14 protein-coding genes are annotated in these 15,555 nt (G+C 43.1%); 11 read left to right on the forward strand and 3 right to left on the reverse strand.

Going from position 1 to position 15,555, the window contains the following annotated elements:
* Positions 1-100: 100 nt before the first annotated feature.
* Positions 101-1,099: a cysteine synthase A gene (gene cysK / locus FTU87_RS02660; RefSeq protein WP_180096642.1), complete on the reverse strand. Its 999-nt coding sequence runs from the start codon at positions 1,097-1,099 to the stop codon at positions 101-103.
* A gap of 281 nt (positions 1,100-1,380) precedes the next feature.
* Between cysK and FTU87_RS02665 the strand changes: the two genes are divergently transcribed.
* The 6 genes from FTU87_RS02665 (at position 1,381) to FTU87_RS02690 (ending at position 7,888) form a co-directional block, all read left to right on the forward strand.
* Complete coding sequence (locus tag FTU87_RS02665) at positions 1,381-1,698, forward strand: helix-turn-helix transcriptional regulator (protein ID WP_005170781.1); 318 nt, start codon at positions 1,381-1,383, stop codon at positions 1,696-1,698.
* Between the two features lie 221 nt (positions 1,699-1,919).
* Positions 1,920-3,668: a SulP family inorganic anion transporter gene (locus tag FTU87_RS02670; RefSeq protein WP_180096643.1), complete on the forward strand. Its 1,749-nt coding sequence runs from the start codon at positions 1,920-1,922 to the stop codon at positions 3,666-3,668.
* 328 nt (positions 3,669-3,996) lie between these two features.
* Positions 3,997-5,193, forward strand: coding sequence for a serine/threonine transporter SstT (gene sstT / locus FTU87_RS02675; protein ID WP_005170774.1), 1,197 nt, complete (start codon positions 3,997-3,999; stop codon positions 5,191-5,193).
* Positions 5,194-5,235: 42 nt separating this feature from the next.
* Positions 5,236-5,910: a YoaK family protein gene (locus FTU87_RS02680; protein WP_159515737.1), complete on the forward strand. Its 675-nt coding sequence runs from the start codon at positions 5,236-5,238 to the stop codon at positions 5,908-5,910.
* A 15-nt stretch (positions 5,911-5,925) separates the two neighbouring features.
* A complete protein-coding gene (locus FTU87_RS02685; RefSeq protein WP_005096992.1) occupies positions 5,926-6,462 on the forward strand; it encodes a DUF2058 domain-containing protein in 537 nt (178 codons plus the stop codon).
* Positions 6,463-6,649: 187 nt separating this feature from the next.
* Positions 6,650-7,888: a mechanosensitive ion channel family protein gene (locus FTU87_RS02690; protein ID WP_005096993.1), complete on the forward strand. Its 1,239-nt coding sequence runs from the start codon at positions 6,650-6,652 to the stop codon at positions 7,886-7,888.
* A gap of 132 nt (positions 7,889-8,020) precedes the next feature.
* Here the strand turns inward: FTU87_RS02690 and FTU87_RS02695 are convergent, their stop codons facing one another.
* Positions 8,021-8,677, reverse strand: coding sequence for a hypothetical protein (locus FTU87_RS02695; RefSeq protein ID WP_074382742.1), 657 nt, complete (start codon positions 8,675-8,677; stop codon positions 8,021-8,023).
* A 207-nt stretch (positions 8,678-8,884) separates the two neighbouring features.
* On the opposite strand from FTU87_RS02695, the gene FTU87_RS02700 reads away from it, so the two are divergent.
* The 5 genes from FTU87_RS02700 to FTU87_RS02720 all read left to right on the forward strand — a co-directional run bounded on the left by FTU87_RS02700 (position 8,885) and on the right by FTU87_RS02720 (position 14,250).
* A complete protein-coding gene (locus FTU87_RS02700) occupies positions 8,885-10,738 on the forward strand; it encodes an ABC transporter ATP-binding protein (protein WP_005096995.1) in 1,854 nt (617 codons plus the stop codon).
* Positions 10,738-11,187 (forward strand): MaoC/PaaZ C-terminal domain-containing protein, encoded by a 450-nt coding sequence (locus FTU87_RS02705; protein WP_005096996.1) that lies wholly within the window; start codon positions 10,738-10,740, stop codon positions 11,185-11,187. Before FTU87_RS02700 ends, FTU87_RS02705 begins: the two co-directional genes overlap by 1 nt.
* 151 nt (positions 11,188-11,338) lie before the next feature.
* A complete protein-coding gene (locus FTU87_RS02710) occupies positions 11,339-12,367 on the forward strand; it encodes an AraC family transcriptional regulator (protein WP_005096998.1) in 1,029 nt (342 codons plus the stop codon).
* A gap of 82 nt (positions 12,368-12,449) precedes the next feature.
* Positions 12,450-12,824 carry a glycine cleavage system protein GcvH gene (gene gcvH, locus FTU87_RS02715; RefSeq protein ID WP_005097000.1) on the forward strand — a complete coding sequence of 125 codons (375 nt, stop codon included), beginning with the start codon at positions 12,450-12,452 and terminating at the stop codon, positions 12,822-12,824.
* 241 nt (positions 12,825-13,065) lie between these two features.
* Positions 13,066-14,250, forward strand: coding sequence for an MFS transporter (locus FTU87_RS02720; protein WP_074382740.1), 1,185 nt, complete (start codon positions 13,066-13,068; stop codon positions 14,248-14,250).
* A 55-nt stretch (positions 14,251-14,305) separates the two neighbouring features.
* Here the strand turns inward: FTU87_RS02720 and FTU87_RS02725 are convergent, their stop codons facing one another.
* Positions 14,306-15,502, reverse strand: a complete 1,197-nt coding sequence (locus FTU87_RS02725; protein WP_074382739.1) for a PilT/PilU family type 4a pilus ATPase — start codon at positions 15,500-15,502, stop codon at positions 14,306-14,308.
* Positions 15,503-15,555: the final 53 nt, after the last annotated feature.

Here is a 15,555-nt window from a genome sequence, read left to right on the forward strand (position 1 = left end):
AAGCGGTATTGCGATTGGATGCTCATCCAAGAACCAAATAAAAGCCCGAAGATGACTTCGGGCTTTTATAGCAGTGTTTAAAATATTGAATGCATCAATTTTATTCGGCAGAAATATCTTCAAACAGAACCGAAGACAGGTAGCGTTCACCGCCATCTGGCAAAATCACCACAATATTTTTACCGGCATTTTCAGGGCGTGCAGCCAGTTGTGCCGCTGCCGCCATGGCCGCACCACTTGAAATGCCGACCAAAATACCTTCCTGAGCTGCAGTTTTGCGTGCCCACTCGATTGCCTCTGCGCTATTAATGGCAATCACTTCATCGACCAGATCTAAATCCAGGTTGCTCGGAATAAAGTTGGCTCCGATACCTTGAATTTTGTGTGGTCCCGGTGTCAGCGTTTCGCCGCGTTTGGCCTGACCAATAATTGCAGATTCAGCAGGTTCCACCGCCACCGAATATAGAGGCTTATTTTTAACTTTCTCAAAGTAACGCGAAATACCGGTAATGGTTCCGCCTGTTCCGACACCTGCGACCAGAATATCGACGTTACCCGCCGTAGCTTCCCAGATTTCTGGGCCGGTGGTTTCTTCATGAATTTTAGGATTGGCTGGGTTTTCAAACTGTTGTGGCAGGAAATACTGCTCCGGGTTCTCATTCAACAGACTCTCGGCTGCTTCAATCGCCCCTTTCATGCCTTTGGCCGGATCGGTCAAGACCAGATTGGCTCCTAAAGCTTTGACTACTTTACGGCGTTCAATACTCATGCTTGAAGGCATGGTGAGCGTCAGTTCATAACCTTTAGCGGCTGCCACAAAGGCCAATGCAATGCCGGTATTGCCACTGGTGGGTTCAACGATGTGCATACCGGGTTTGAGTTTTCCAGATTTTTCTGCATCGTTAATTAATGCTGCACCAATACGACATTTGACTGAAAAGGCCGGATTACGGCTTTCAATTTTAGCAAGTACAGTTACCGGAGCTGAAATTACACGATTAATACGAACTAGCGGTGTATTTCCAATTGCGTCTGCATTATTACTATAAACCGCTATCCCTAAATTATTTAGTGTTGGAAAAGCTGAATCTGTACTCATGATGATATCCCTGATGTTATTGGTTCAAGTCATTTAAACATCATACAAGCATTTTTTTCGTTTGTAGATGTTTGATGGAATTTGCACTTGATCGCAGTAATTTAAACCAAAATATTTTTTAAATAATTCGATGATTTTATATTATTTATCAACGTTTAAAATATAACTTTAACTAATGTTTAACCTGATTAAAACCCGATAATATTTAAATATTATATCAATGTATTAATCATCGAGCCCCTTATAATGTGCGGGCTGTAATTTTATAATGGACATATGAGATGAAAACCGATTTTGAAATCACGACTATGCGCGATTCAGCAGAACAGGTCGTCGGCATTTTAAAATCTCTGGCCAATACTGACCGTCTCCTTATTTTATGCCATCTCTCTCAAGCGGAACTGAATGTTTCACAAATTGAAGATATTACCGACATTAAACAACCGACGCTTTCCCAGCAACTGATGATGCTGCGCAAAAGTGATGTAGTGAATACCCGTCGGGATGGTAAACAGATCTATTATTCAATTAAAGATCAAAATTTGATTGTGGTATTGACTACGCTTTATCAGCTGTATTGTGCGAATCAAATTAAATAGTTTATTTTTAAACACTATTTAACGCCAAAACACACTTCTCTACCCCATTGATCTGGCAGAAATAACGACTTTGTAGAAAATCGCTATAGCTGCTTCAAGAAAATGGAGGCCAGACCTAGCTGATTTATTTTAAAAACATAAATCATCACAAATTCGACCCCTTAAGATTTCTTAGCAGAATTTGTGCATAATATATCTATATTTATGATTTAGACCTTTTTATGCCAAATTCCAAGTCTAAACTTCTGCATAGACTGCCTGCCTGGGTATGGTTAAGCGACTATACGCCGGTCAAATTTAAATCCGATGTGCTGGCCGCACTGATTGTCGTGGCGATGCTGGTTCCTCAGGGGATGGCTTATGCCATGCTGGCCGGTTTACCGCCGATCATGGGCTTATATGCCAGCATCCTGCCAATGATCATTTATGCGTTGCTCGGTGGCAGTTCGACTTTATCGATTGGCCCGGTGGCGATCATTTCAATGATGACTTTTGCCACGCTCAATCCACTGTTTGAAGTCGGCTCACCGGTCTATATCGAAGCTGCGACCTTATTAGCACTCATGGTCGGTATTATTTCCCTGCTCTTGGGATTATTCCGTTTCGGTTTCTTAATTCAGCTGATCAGTCATCCGGTCATTCAGAGCTTTATTATTGCCTCGGCATTATTAATTGCTTTTGGACAATTGAAGTTCTTGGTCGACCTACCCTTAAAAGCCAATAACATTCCAGAATTTACAACAAGTCTTCTGGAGTATCTGCCGCTCCTGCATTTACCAAGCCTGTTATTTGGCCTGTTGTCGATGGCTTTACTGATCTATCTGCCCAAGTTGCTAAAATCTCAGGCAGTACAAAGCCGGATCGGCTCTACAGATTTTCTGGTACGGGCTGTGCCTCTCATTCTGGTATGTCTCGGGATTGCAGCGATCGTATTTCTGAATTTAAAGGGGCAAGGCATTAAAACAGTGGGTGCAATCCCGTCCGGTTTTCCGCCCTTGTCTTTTCCGCACTGGAACTGGGAACTGGTCATGACCTTGTTACCGGGTGCCAGCATGATCGCCATGATCAGCTTTGTGGAATCACTGTCAATTGCTCAAGCCACAGCCTTGCAACAACGCAGTCATTTAAACAGTAATCAGGAATTGATTGCCTTGGGGATTGCCAATATCAGTGCAGGCGTCAGTTCAGCCTTTCCGGTTACTGGCAGTCTGTCGCGTACCGTGGTCAATGCCGATGCCGGTGCCAAATCCCCCATGGCAGGAGTTTTGTCCTCCATTCTGATTATTTTCGTCAGCCTGTTCTTTACCGGATTTTTTGAAGATCTGCCCCTGACCATTCTGGCCGCCACGATTATTGTTTCCATCTGGAAACTGGTCGATTTTCGGCCTTTCTTTGATGCCTGGCGTTATTCTAAAGCCGATGGTATTGCCATGTGGATTACCTTTCTGGGTGTGGTGCTGATTGATATTTCCACTGGCCTGATTATTGGGATCATATCGACGTTTATCCTGATGTTATGGCGAATCAGTCGTCCGCATATTGCAGTGCTCGGACTGGTCGAAGGTACACAGCATTTTCGTAATATTCAGCGTCATCAAGTCAGTACCTCCGATCGGGTGCTGTCACTGCGGATTGATGAAAATCTGACTTTTCTGAATGCCAATAGCTTCAAAGGTTATCTGATCAATCAGATGAGCCTGAATGACAAGTTGCAACATGTGATTTTAAATTGCTCCAGTATCAGTGCCATTGATTTAAGCGCTTTGGAAATGCTGGAGGATTTAAATGCGGAATTGGCCAAACTGAACATTCGACTGCATTTTGCCGAAGTGAAAGGCCCGGTGATGGACAAGCTACAAGCCTCGAAGCTGATGATTCATCTGAGTGGCCACATTTATCTGACTCATTTTCAGGCAATTCGGGACTTGGCTCCAGAAATCTTTGAGCAGCATAAAGACTATACGATTTAGGACAGCAGATCGTTAAACTTATGGCCGGAGATTCAAACCGGTCATGACGCCAAACTTTTTTAAATTTTCAAATATAATTTGAATTTATCGATTTAACTTTGATATTTATTTCATGAATATAACTTTAAAAGAGATGATTTATTCAGCATCTTTAGATTGTTTTTTCAAATAAAAGTATTCTTTTATATTGATTAATTTTAGAATAAATCAATTATATCAATAACTTGTTTTTTATATAAAAATATATTTCAAGCCTTGTTTAAATTAAGTATAAAATAGCGCAACTTTTTCCCAAATTTAGCCCTCGTAATTTTCACAAGGCAATCTTATGTTTTCTGCCCTTATGCGTATGAGCCTAGTCTCTCGAATCATCATCGCCATTATTTTAGGTGTAGGTGTGGCTGTGGTATTTCCCGAAGCTACTCCCTCATTAAGCCTATTGGGCGACCTGTTTATTAAAGCCTTGAAATCTGTTGCACCGATTCTGGTTTTCATTTTAGTTTTAGCTTCTATCGCAAATTTTAAAGTGGGGCAATCCAACACCGCCATTAAACCGATTATGATGATGTATGCGGTAGGTATGTTCCTTGCTGCACTCAGTGCTGTCGTTTCGAGTATGTTATTTCCAAGTACGCTGTTTCTGGATATTGCTGCACAAGCGGACTTACAGCCACCTGGCAGTCTGGTAGAAATCCTGAAGAATCTGCTGCTTAGCTTTGTCGCCAACCCGGTCGTTGCTATTGCTGAAGCAAATTTCATTGGCGTTCTGGCCTGGTCTGTGGCATTGGGCATCGCCTTCCGTCATGCATCGGATACCACCAAGACCCTTTTGAATGATGCCGCCTTTGCGGTTAATTATGTGATTCGTTTAGTGATCAGTTTTGCACCTGTGGGTATTTTTGGTCTGGTTGCAGTGACTTTTGCTGAATCCGGTCTGGATACGCTGACCAGTTATGCACATTTACTTGCGGTACTATTAGGTACGATGGCTTTTGTTGCACTGGTAATTAACCCAATGTTGGTGGCTTTAGTGACGCGTCACAACCCCTATCCACTCGTCTTTACCTGCTTGCGTGAAAGTGGCATTACCGCCTTCTTTACCCGTAGTTCGGCAGCCAACATTCCCGTCAATCTGGATCTGGCAAAACGTCTAGGCGTCAAAGAATCAACCGCAAGTATCGCGATTCCTCTCGGTGCTGCGATCAATATGGCTGGGGCATCGGTCACCATTACCGTATTGTCACTGGCAACGGTAAATACCTTGGGCATTAGCGTAGATTTCACCACCATGCTAATTCTTTCCGTAGTAGCAACCATCTCGGCCTGTGGTGCTTCAGGTGTGGCCGGTGGTTCATTATTGTTGATTCCTTTGGCCTGTGGTCTGTTTGGTATTTCTTCGGATATCGCTATGCAAGTGGTCGCGATTGGTATGGTAATCAGTGTATTGCAGGATTCTACTGAAACTGCTTTAAACTCGTCTACGGATGTTTTATTTACCACAGCAGTAGACCGCGCATCAAATTGATTTTATATTGAATAATCAATATTTTTTGCCAATGATGTTGTTATGCCATTACAGCGTTTACCTACCTGGATACAATTAGGAGCGTTCTTTCTTGCGGTGAATGCCGGCATGATTAACGTCCTGGGTCTGGTGACGGTATTACACCAGTCTGTTTCACATATGACCGGTAATGTCAGTATGCTGGCCATGGCGCTGCTGGACTGGCAGCCAGACATGATGCTATATCTGCTTCTGGTCACAATCTGCTATGTCATTGGTTCTCTGTATAGCGGGCTGATTCTAGGAAATAGTCACTTTCGCTTGGGGCGACTTTATGGTTATCCTTTAAGCCTGGTGGCTTTTTTTATTCTGATCTGCTGGTTATTATTGCCCTATTTCCCGCGTTATGCCCTGTTATGGGCCTGTGTCGCGATGGGTCTGCAGAATGCCATGGTCAGCCATTATAAAGGTGCCATTATTCGCACCACGCATTTATCTGGTGTACTGACCGACCTTGGCTTGGCCATGGGTTACCGTTTACGCGGCTTAGATGTAGAACCACGCCGAGTCGTTTTACATATACTTATTTTGCTCGGTTTTTTAAGCGGTGGTATTCTTGCCAGCTGGCTTTATCCTTATTTAAAATTAAATGCATTCCTGATCCCGGCAGGGCTGAGCCTGATGCTCAGTCTGATTTACTGGGTGATTTATTTACGTTATCGACATCAACACGATTAATTTCTGGACATTCTCATGGTTAAAAATGCATTGCAGGCACAATTGTTAAAGGCAGGTTTGGTCGATAATAAAAAAGCCAAAAAACTGTCTAAACAGGCTGTACATGAAAAACGCACCGGTGATAGCACCGAGGCTGAAATCAAGGCGAAAATTGAGCAAGACAAGCAGCAGAAACTGGCCAAAGACCAAGCCATCGAGTTAGAGAAAAAAGCGGCCTTACAGGAAAAAGAACTGAAAGCCGCGATCATCCAGATGATTAACCAGCACAAAATCCGCGATACGGATGGTGATGCGGTGTATCAGTTTATTGATGACAGCAAGATCAAGAAGGTTTACCTGAACCAGCAGATCTATAATGCACTGGTGGCAGGCAGTCTGGTGATTGCACGTGAAAATGACAGTTATGTGTTCTTGCCTAAGGCTTTGGGAGATCGTATTAATGCCAAGATGCAAGGCTTTATCATTGTGAATAATTCAGAGAAAAATGAACAAATTACCGATGAAGAAGATCCGTATGCAGCCTATGTCATTCCGGATGACCTGATGTGGTAAGTTATTATTAGTATTTGATATCATACTAAACCGGCTTAGGCCGGTTTTTTTATATCAGATCACAGTCTAAAAGCTATTTCAGGTAAACACTTTCTAAAGATATGTATTAAAAGTTTAATTAAAATTAAAAAACTCAGCTTAAAGCTATAAACTCTTTCACAATTTTAACAGTGTGAGAAAAGATAAGTTGGAACAGTTTAAGCTTGTCCAGAATATACAAGTGTGGGCAGATCAATATCCCTGGCTAGAAATGCTCTCTTCATTGAGCATTGTGATTTTACTGGCAATTATTGCAAATTTATTTGCCAAACAAGTCGTTGTTCGCGGAATTCGTAAACTGATTTCCAAAATGCCTTTTGCACATAATGAAATCATTGCTGAGCATAGCGTGATCCGCCGTATTGCCAATATTGTGCCGGCCATTGTGATTATGAATGGAATTACCACCGTTCCGCATTTATCAGACAAGGTCGAGACCTTTATCCAGATGGGTGCGCAGGCCTTTATCTTCCTGACCATTGCCCTGGCGATTGGCGAATTGCTGAATATTTTTAACCTGATTTATCAGCGCAATCCGAAATCGCGTAACAAGCCGATTAAAGGCTATTTGCAACTGGTCAAGCTGATCATCTTCATCGTTTGTGGTTTGATGATTCTGGGGACTTTCCTCAAGAAAGATGTCTTTACCTTGCTGGCCGGTTTTGGTGCCATGGCTGCGGTACTGATGCTGGTGTTCCAAAATACCATCCTATCGCTGGTGGCTTCGGTACAGATTTCCTCTTATGACATGGTGCGTATTGGTGACTGGATTGAAATGCCATCTTTAAATGCGGACGGCGATGTCATTGATATGTCATTACACACCATTACCGTGCAGAACTTTGATAAAACAGTCACCACCATTCCGACCAATAAACTGGTGACGGATACCTTTAAAAACTGGCGTGGCATGCAGGAAGCCGGTGCGCGCCGGATTAAACGTTCCATTCATGTCGATCAGAGCAGCGTGCATTTCATGTCAGCTGAGGAACAGAACAAGCTGAAAGAATTTATTCTGCTGGATCAATATCTAAATACCAAAACTGAAGAACTGCAGCAATTTAACTTGCAGCTCAGCCATCATTCGCAATATAACCAACGCCGTCTGACCAATCTGGGGACTTTCCGTGCCTATGTGGAATTTTATCTGCAACAGCATCCGGGAATTAGTAAAAATCACTCGCTGATGGTTCGTCAGTTACAACCGACCAGTGAAGGTTTGCCTCTGGAAATTTATGCATTTACCAATACCACGGTCTGGGTCGAGTATGAAAATATCCAGTCGGATATTCTGGATCACCTGTTGGCGATTATTCCTGAATTTGGCCTAAAAGTGTATCAGGCACCTTCAGGTTTCGACCTCAAGGAATCTTTTAGCGTTTCCTGAAAAGCTGCGACAATCTTCAAATAAAATAAAAGCCTGAAACTGGCTACAGTTTCAGGCTTTTTAATTGGTCTAATTAAATAAAAATATAAAAATCGACAACTTAAACAAATATTAGATTGGGTATTGAGATGCTCAGGCTGAGATTGCAGACGCTTGCAGCTGCATCAGTTCTTGTAGCATTTTATAAAAATCATGTTCTGAGTCGAACTGCTCTTCACAGATCCTTTCGCCGTTTAATAATAAATGATGATAGCTTTGATGTTCATAAATCACCGTGTTTAGAAACTGTGCACCGGGCATATGCTTGAGCAGATGCTGTGTCTGTTTCATTTCTGCAAGTTGCTGCTGTTCAGGAATCTTATTCAATACCGTATAAATTTTTAATTGAGTATTATATTGTGCGATCCCAATCGCCAATTGCACCAGTTCGGTTTCAAGCCGGATATCTTCTGGATTGATGGAACTGGGAATAATCAGCTTATCTGCATGTTTCAGGACTGAACGCAAGGCAGATGTATCCTGCCCGTCAATATCAACAATAATATAGGCGAACTGCTGTTTCAGTATCTCCAGACGATGATCCAGACTACGACCATCTTGTTTTAAGATATCCAGATGCTCGAAAGAAAATTGTTTATTTTTCAGATTTGCCCATTCATAACCATACGGTTCCAGATTGGCATCAATGAGCAAGGTCGCGCCTTGCCCACGTAATAACTCAGTGATATACATCGCAATCGTGGTTTTTCCTGAGCCTCGTTTACGGCTGGCCACTACCCAAATACTCATCTTTAAGCTCTCTCGTTTTTGATTCTTTTTATGAGGAAAAATGGTTTAAACCTTAATATAATTATGGATTTAGAATTACGTATCTGGCATGAAAAGTAAAGTCTGATTTGGATAATAATTTTGTGGCTATTTCATCTAATCCTAGGCTTAAAAAAATTCAATCCTTTATAATCACTACAAAGCAAAATGCATGATAAGAGTACGATAATGTTTCGATGGCTTGAAAGACTGGTTGATCCCTATCCCACCAAAAACCTGAATCAACCTTTACCGACCAAGTTTTTTCCATTTGTCTGGCAGGCAGCCTACGGTGTGCGCCGTTATTTGCTGATTCTGGTGCTGTGTACGGCCGGTGCTGCCAGCTTTGAAGCCTTACTCTACTCAAAAATTGGCGATCTGGTAAATTGGCTCAGCAAAAGCCAGCCAGATACTTTTCTGGAACAACATGCCAGCAACCTAACCTTGCTGAGCATTATCCTGCTGGCCAATATTTTCTTTGCCAGTGCCCAATCCCTGATCAAGCACCAGATTTTGTATAGCAACTTTCCGATGCGGTTACGCTGGCGCTTTCATAATTTACTGATGAAACAAAGTCTGGATTTTTTCCATAATGATTTTGCCGGACGTCTATCTGCCAAAGTCATGCAAACGGCGCTGGCCATCCGGGAATTCTGGGTCATTTTGGGAGATATGCTGGCCTATGTGCTGATTTATTTCGTCACCATCAATATCGTTTTAGGCAATATTTCTCCCTATTTAGTTATCCCTTTGATGGTGTGGCTACTACTATTTATCTGTGCGGCCTGGTACTTTATTCCGCGTTTAAGCAAGATTTCCAAGTCACAGGCCGATGCGCGTGCCGTCATGACCGGCCGTGTCACCGATGCCTATACCAATATCCAGACTGTCAAGCTGTTTGCCCATGCTGGCCGGGAAAGCCAGTATGCTAAAACCTCCATGCAGGAATTTATGGTCACGGTTTACAAACAGATGCGTCTGGGGGCTCAGTATGAAATCAGTATTTTATTTCTGAGCATTATTCTCTATGGCGGTGTGTTGGGTACGGCCATCTGGCTATGGATGGAAGGACAGGCCGAATTGGGCATTATTGCAGCCACCACGGCCATGATACTCAAACTGAACAGTATTGCCGAGTTTATGATGTGGCAGACCTCTGCCCTGTTTGAAAATGTCGGGACCATTCAGGATGGTATGAAAACTTTAGGCCGCAAGATTGCCATTGAAGATAAACCCAATGCCAAAGAGCTACAGCTTCAGCATGGTGAAATTAAATTCGACAATGTCAGCTTTGCCTATAATGATAAAAATGTCATTGACCAGTTTAACCTGACCATTCGCCCGGGTGAAAAAATCGGGATTGTGGGACGTTCAGGCGCAGGTAAATCGACCCTGATTCAGTTATTGCTGCATTTTTATCATCTTGACCAAGGTCGTATTTTAATCGATGGGCAGAACATTGAAGATGTGACGCAGGACAGTTTGCGTAAGAACATTGCTTTAGTGACTCAAGACACTTCGCTGCTGCATCGTACCGTTGCAGAGAACATCAAATATGGTCGTCCTGATGCAACCGATCAAGAGATGTATGAAGCGGTACGTAAAGCCAAAGCAGAAGAGTTTATTCCTCATCTGACCGACTTACGCGGCAAAAGAGGCTATGAGGCTTATGTCGGTGAGCGTGGTGTAAAACTTTCTGGTGGTCAACGTCAACGTGTTGCAATCGCACGGGTATTTCTAAAAGATGCACCCATTTTGATTCTGGATGAAGCCACCAGTGCGCTGGATTCTGAAGTCGAAGCGGCCATTCAAAACAGCCTCGATGATCTGATGCAAGGCAAAACCGTAATTGCCATTGCGCATCGTTTATCGACAATTGCCCAGATGGATCGCCTGATTGTAATGGATCAAGGCAAAATTGCCGAGCAAGGTACCCATGATGAACTGGTAGCATTAAATGGAATCTACGCCCAGCTTTGGCAGCGTCAAACGGGCGGATTACTGATACAACAACAGATCAAAGCAACGAAGGATCGTGAATAATGCTGTATTTGGAAGATTTGAATATCGCTGACCGCTTTAGCAGCCGTAAATATCATATGGGACTGGAAGAAATTCAAAATTTTGCCCGGGCTTATGACCCACAAGTCTTTCATACTGATGAACAGCAAGCTGCAGCCCATCCGGTATTTCAGGGAATTGCCGCCAGTGGTTGGCATACTGCGGCAGTGGTTATGCGCTTGTGGACTGAATGTTTTCCTGTGGCTTATGGGCTCATTGGTTCAGAGTCGCATCTGCGTTGGCCTTGTCCGACCCGCCCCGGGGATGAAATTCACGTCGAAGTCGAAATCATGGATATTCAGCCCTCCAGAAGCAAAACTGATCGTGGGATCGTTAGCTACCAGACGCAGGCATTTGACCAGCATCATAAAATGATTTTTAGTTCAACCACTAAAATTGTGGTATTTAAACGAGGATTTTCTCCGGTTTAAATTGATTTTTAGGCGAAATTCAGGCTAATCTGCCACAATGATTGTGGCAATAGCCAAAACTTTGTCCAACAATTTTAATGAAAAAAATGGCAGTTTTATGCCAATATCAGACCATAAATAAAAAAATTTAAGTGAGTGCAACGGATCGCGCATGAAAACAATTGCTCCACGCCAAGATCAGGGAATTCCAGGTGTATACGCTCTTTTGCTGCTCGATGTCATTTCCCGCTGGGGATATAATGACGAATCGTTGTTCAAGTCCTTTGGTCTGAGTACGGAGCAGCTGGCGGATCCTGATTTTCGCATCCCGACACCTGTGGCCAATGAACTGGTCAAACATGCCCTCAAGCTGAGCGGTGAACCGACACTTGGTTATCATCTGGGTACCCAGATGCGGATTTCTATTCATGGTTTTATTGGCTATGCAATCATGACGGCCAAGGATATTACCGATGCATTAGTACTGGCCAACCGTTTCATCCAGCTGCGTATGCCCTTTTTACAGCTATTCTTTTCGACCTTTGGTGCCAAAGCCACAGTCCAGTTGCAAACCGATATTCAGTTAGAACCCTTACGCACCGAAATCTCGATTGCACTGATTTTTGGCATGATCAGTATGGCCAAGGCCATTACCGGAATTGATTATGCCGCTGGAGAAATCGATTTTGATTTCAAAAAACCGGAAGGCTTTGAACGCTTTATGGCCAAATTTCCACATCATCAGTTTCGCTTTGAACAGCCGCATTTGATCTTGAGCTTTGATAAGAGCTACCTGATGAACAAGTTGGTACATGCCGACCCGATTGCCAGCCAGATTGCAATTAACCAGTGTGAAACTGAACTCTCGGCCTTGGGGGAACGCCACCGGATTGCGATGCGGGTCCGTGATATTCTAACCCATTCCGAGCAGCATTATCTGAGTATTGAAAGTGTGGCAGATCGTCTGCATATGTCCGACCGCACCCTAAAACGCCAGCTGGCGGCTGAAGGTACCTCTTTTTCTACGCTGGTCGATGAAGTACGCTACCGGCATGCGACGTCGTTATTGTCCCGGACCGACTTTAGCTTGGAACAGATTGCTGATGAACTTGGTTATAGTGATGTCGCCAATTTTAGCCGGGCATTTAAACGCTGGAGTGGTCGCAGCCCGAGCAACTGGCGCAAAGATCCTTATTTATAAAGGGTCATAAGCCTTTTGTTTTGGCCAAAAAGAATGTATAAAACATGTCAAAAATGATCTAAAGATTTTTAAGGAGTTATCAATGAATCATCCTTCAGAATTAAAGTACGCAAGTACGCATGAATGGGTACGCATTGAGGGTGATCTTGTTGTGACCGGTATTTCCGACCATGCACAGGATGCATTAGGTGATTTGGTCTATGTAGAGGCACCAGATCTTGATTCACACATCACTGCGGGTCAGCAAGCCGGTGTAGTTGAATCGGTCAAAACTGCGTCTGATATTCATGCACCTGTTTCTGGTATTGTCGTTGAAATCAATCCTGATCTTGAAGATGATCCTGATTTTATTAATGACGATCCCTATGGCAAAGGCTGGATCTATAAAATCAAACCAGACAATATGTCAGATGTTGAACACCTGCTCTCCAATACAGCATATGAAGCTGGCCTATAAACCCGCTTATATTTAGAAAATCAGCCTGCGGGCTGATTTTTTTTATGCCATAGATATTGTTCAGCTTTCCCAATCGGCTTCAATTACATATATTCATATTAAAATATTATTGTATTTTTCACGTATATTTCCTAAAGTACTGAACAGGGCGCGCTGCACTCCTGAATATGCCACACTTATTTATAACAATAATTTTCCATTCTAAGACCAGCGTCTCATCACCCATCATTTTAGGATAATCATGAATGCCATTGTAGCGCCGTTATGGACCAAGTCATTTGTACTGTGTCTGGCCAACAACCTGTTTTTATTTATTTTCTATTTTGCGCAAACCACAATTTTGCCGATTTATATCTTAAAAGAATTAGGTGGTAATCTGACCCAAGCTGGTCTGGCCATGACCTTATTTATGGTCTCTGCCATTGCAGTACGTCCTTTTAGTGGCTTAATTATCGAAAAATTCGGCATACGCAAAACTTTAATTGTCTCAGAAATATTTTTCAGTCTTTTTTCCTTAGCTTACCTGCTCGCTGATCAGCTCACGATTCTGTTTATCATCCGTTTCTTGCATGGCATCTGGTTTAGTATTCTGACCACAGCCTGTGTGCCGGTGGTCAACCAGTTTATTCCAGAACAGCGTAAAGGCGAAGGCATGGGTTATTTTGTCATGTCTGTCAATCTGGGAATTGTCCTGGGGCCTTTAATTGGTCTGAGTTTAATTGAATACTGGTCTTATTTTCAGGTCAGCACCTTGTTGATCGCTTTGGTTTTTATCGGCTTTATCTTCTGTTTACTGATTCCGGTCAAAGAGCCTGAAAAAATGATCGACCACACCGACAAGAAAACATCACTAGGGCTGACTGATTTTGTCGAAAAGAAAGCACTGCCTGTGGCAGGACTTGCCATGCTGATTTCCTTTTCTTATGCCAGCATCATGTCTTTTATCGCGCCATTTGCAGCCAGTAAGGATTTAATGGCCTATGCCGGTTTATTCTTTGTGGTATTTGCAATTTCCATGATGAGCCTGCGTCCGATCACTGGAAAAATTTATGACCGCAAAGGTCCACAATACGTGATTTATCCGGCACTGCTGGCTTTTAGTCTAGGTCTGTTTTTACTGAGCCAGATTCAGACTTTATGGGGATTTATGCTGGCTGCGGTTCTGGTCGGAGTCGGTTTTGGTAGTGTGCAACCGTGCATTCAAACCTTAGCCATTCAACGTGCACCAAAACACCGGATTGGCTACGCAACTTCGACTTTTTATACCTGCTATGATCTGGGTATTGCCATTGGCTCAGTCCTGATCGGTGCTATCATTGCCGCTTATAGTTATCAAACTGCTTTTGTGATTTGTGCCGTCTTGACCCTAAGTAGTATGGGATATTTTCATCTGGTGGTTCAGGCTAAAGCAGTCAAAAATAGCTAACCCAAAACAGGCAGAATTCAAATCTACCTGTTTTGATTGTTTCCCAAGACAGTCTTTATTCAGCTACAGCTTGATTTTCTGCTGATTTTTCTTCAGGTTTTGGTTTTTGTAGCATAGAAAACTGCGTACTTTCTCCGACTGCTGCATTATCCTGACGATTACTTTTTAGCTTGATCTGTAAGCGTAATTCATTGGTGGAGTCGGCATTGCGTAACGCTTCCTCATAAGAAATTTCGCCCTGGTTATACAATTCAAATAAGGCCTGGTCAAAGGTTTGCATCCCCAATTCACGGGATTTTGCCATAATCGCTTTCAGCTCATGAAACTCACCTTTCAAAATCAGGTCGGAAATCAATGGCGTATTTAACATGATTTCAATCGCTGCACGACGGCCTTTACCATCCTGCGTCCGAATCAGACGCTGGGAAATAATCGCCTTCATATTCGAGGATAAATCCATCAATAACTGATTGCGGCGCTCTTCCGGGAAGAAGTTAATAATCCGGTCTAAAGTCTGATTGGCATTGTTGGAGTGCAAAGTTCCCAGACAAAGATGCCCGGTTTCGGCAAAAGCAATCGCATGTTCCATGGTTTCAGTATCACGAATTTCCCCGATCAGAATCACATCGGGTGCCTGACGCAAGGTATTTTTCAGCGCATTGTGCCAGGAATGACAGTCCACGCCGACTTCACGATGCGTAATCATGGATTTTTTATGTTTATGTACATACTCCACCGGATCTTCCACGGTAATAATATGCCCGGCTGAATTTTCATTGCGGTAGTCAATCATCGCAGCGAGCGAGGTTGACTTTCCTGAGCCGGTTCCCCCGACCACCAGCACCAGACCACGTTTCTCCATAATCACATGTTTAAGTGAATCAGGAAGTTTGAGCTTCTGGAAATTTGGAATTTCTGCGGTAATAGTACGAATCACCATGCCAACATTGAGTTGTTGCTGGAACACGTTGACCCGAAAACGCGAAACACCCGGCACAGTGATAGCAAAGTTGCACTCCAGTTCCGTTTCAAATTCCTTGCGCTGCTTTTCATTCATCAGGCTATAGGCAAACAGCTTGGTTTTTTCAGCCGTCAGTTCTTGCTGTCCAAAAGGCTTCATTAAACCCTGATGTTTAATACTCGGTGGAAAGTCGGCGGTAATAAATAAATCTGAACCACCATATTCGACCACTTTGGTCAGCATGTGGTGCATGAATTTTCGTGCTTCTTCTAAGAGCTCTGTTGCAAACATCAAGATCCCCAAACAACCTGCCATGACATTAAATTATTGAAAAAAAGGTTATA

The sequence above is a fragment of the Acinetobacter sp. YH12156 genome (genome assembly GCF_013418235.1).
Lineage (GTDB): Bacteria > Pseudomonadota > Gammaproteobacteria > Pseudomonadales > Moraxellaceae > Acinetobacter > Acinetobacter pseudolwoffii.

What these genes read in the sequence shown, in the direction of transcription:
- gcvH (WP_005097000.1), top strand. Translation starts at nt 12,450, where the DNA reads ATGAATCATCCTTCAGAATTAAAGTACGCAAGTACGCATGAATGGGTA.
- FTU87_RS02705 (WP_005096996.1), top strand. Translation starts at nt 10,738, where the DNA reads ATGCTGTATTTGGAAGATTTGAATATCGCTGACCGCTTTAGCAGCCGT.
- FTU87_RS02720 (WP_074382740.1), top strand. Translation starts at nt 13,066, where the DNA reads ATGAATGCCATTGTAGCGCCGTTATGGACCAAGTCATTTGTACTGTGT.
- FTU87_RS02700 (WP_005096995.1), top strand. Translation starts at nt 8,885, where the DNA reads ATGTTTCGATGGCTTGAAAGACTGGTTGATCCCTATCCCACCAAAAAC.
- FTU87_RS02665 (WP_005170781.1), top strand. Translation starts at nt 1,381, where the DNA reads ATGAAAACCGATTTTGAAATCACGACTATGCGCGATTCAGCAGAACAG.
- FTU87_RS02725 (WP_074382739.1), bottom strand. Translation starts at nt 15,502, where the DNA reads ATGTTTGCAACAGAGCTCTTAGAAGAAGCACGAAAATTCATGCACCAC.
- FTU87_RS02680 (WP_159515737.1), top strand. Translation starts at nt 5,236, where the DNA reads ATGCCATTACAGCGTTTACCTACCTGGATACAATTAGGAGCGTTCTTT.
- cysK (WP_180096642.1), bottom strand. Translation starts at nt 1,099, where the DNA reads ATGAGTACAGATTCAGCTTTTCCAACACTAAATAATTTAGGGATAGCG.
- FTU87_RS02695 (WP_074382742.1), bottom strand. Translation starts at nt 8,677, where the DNA reads ATGAGTATTTGGGTAGTGGCCAGCCGTAAACGAGGCTCAGGAAAAACC.
- FTU87_RS02670 (WP_180096643.1), top strand. Translation starts at nt 1,920, where the DNA reads ATGCCAAATTCCAAGTCTAAACTTCTGCATAGACTGCCTGCCTGGGTA.
- FTU87_RS02710 (WP_005096998.1), top strand. Translation starts at nt 11,339, where the DNA reads ATGAAAACAATTGCTCCACGCCAAGATCAGGGAATTCCAGGTGTATAC.
- sstT (WP_005170774.1), top strand. Translation starts at nt 3,997, where the DNA reads ATGTTTTCTGCCCTTATGCGTATGAGCCTAGTCTCTCGAATCATCATC.
- FTU87_RS02685 (WP_005096992.1), top strand. Translation starts at nt 5,926, where the DNA reads ATGGTTAAAAATGCATTGCAGGCACAATTGTTAAAGGCAGGTTTGGTC.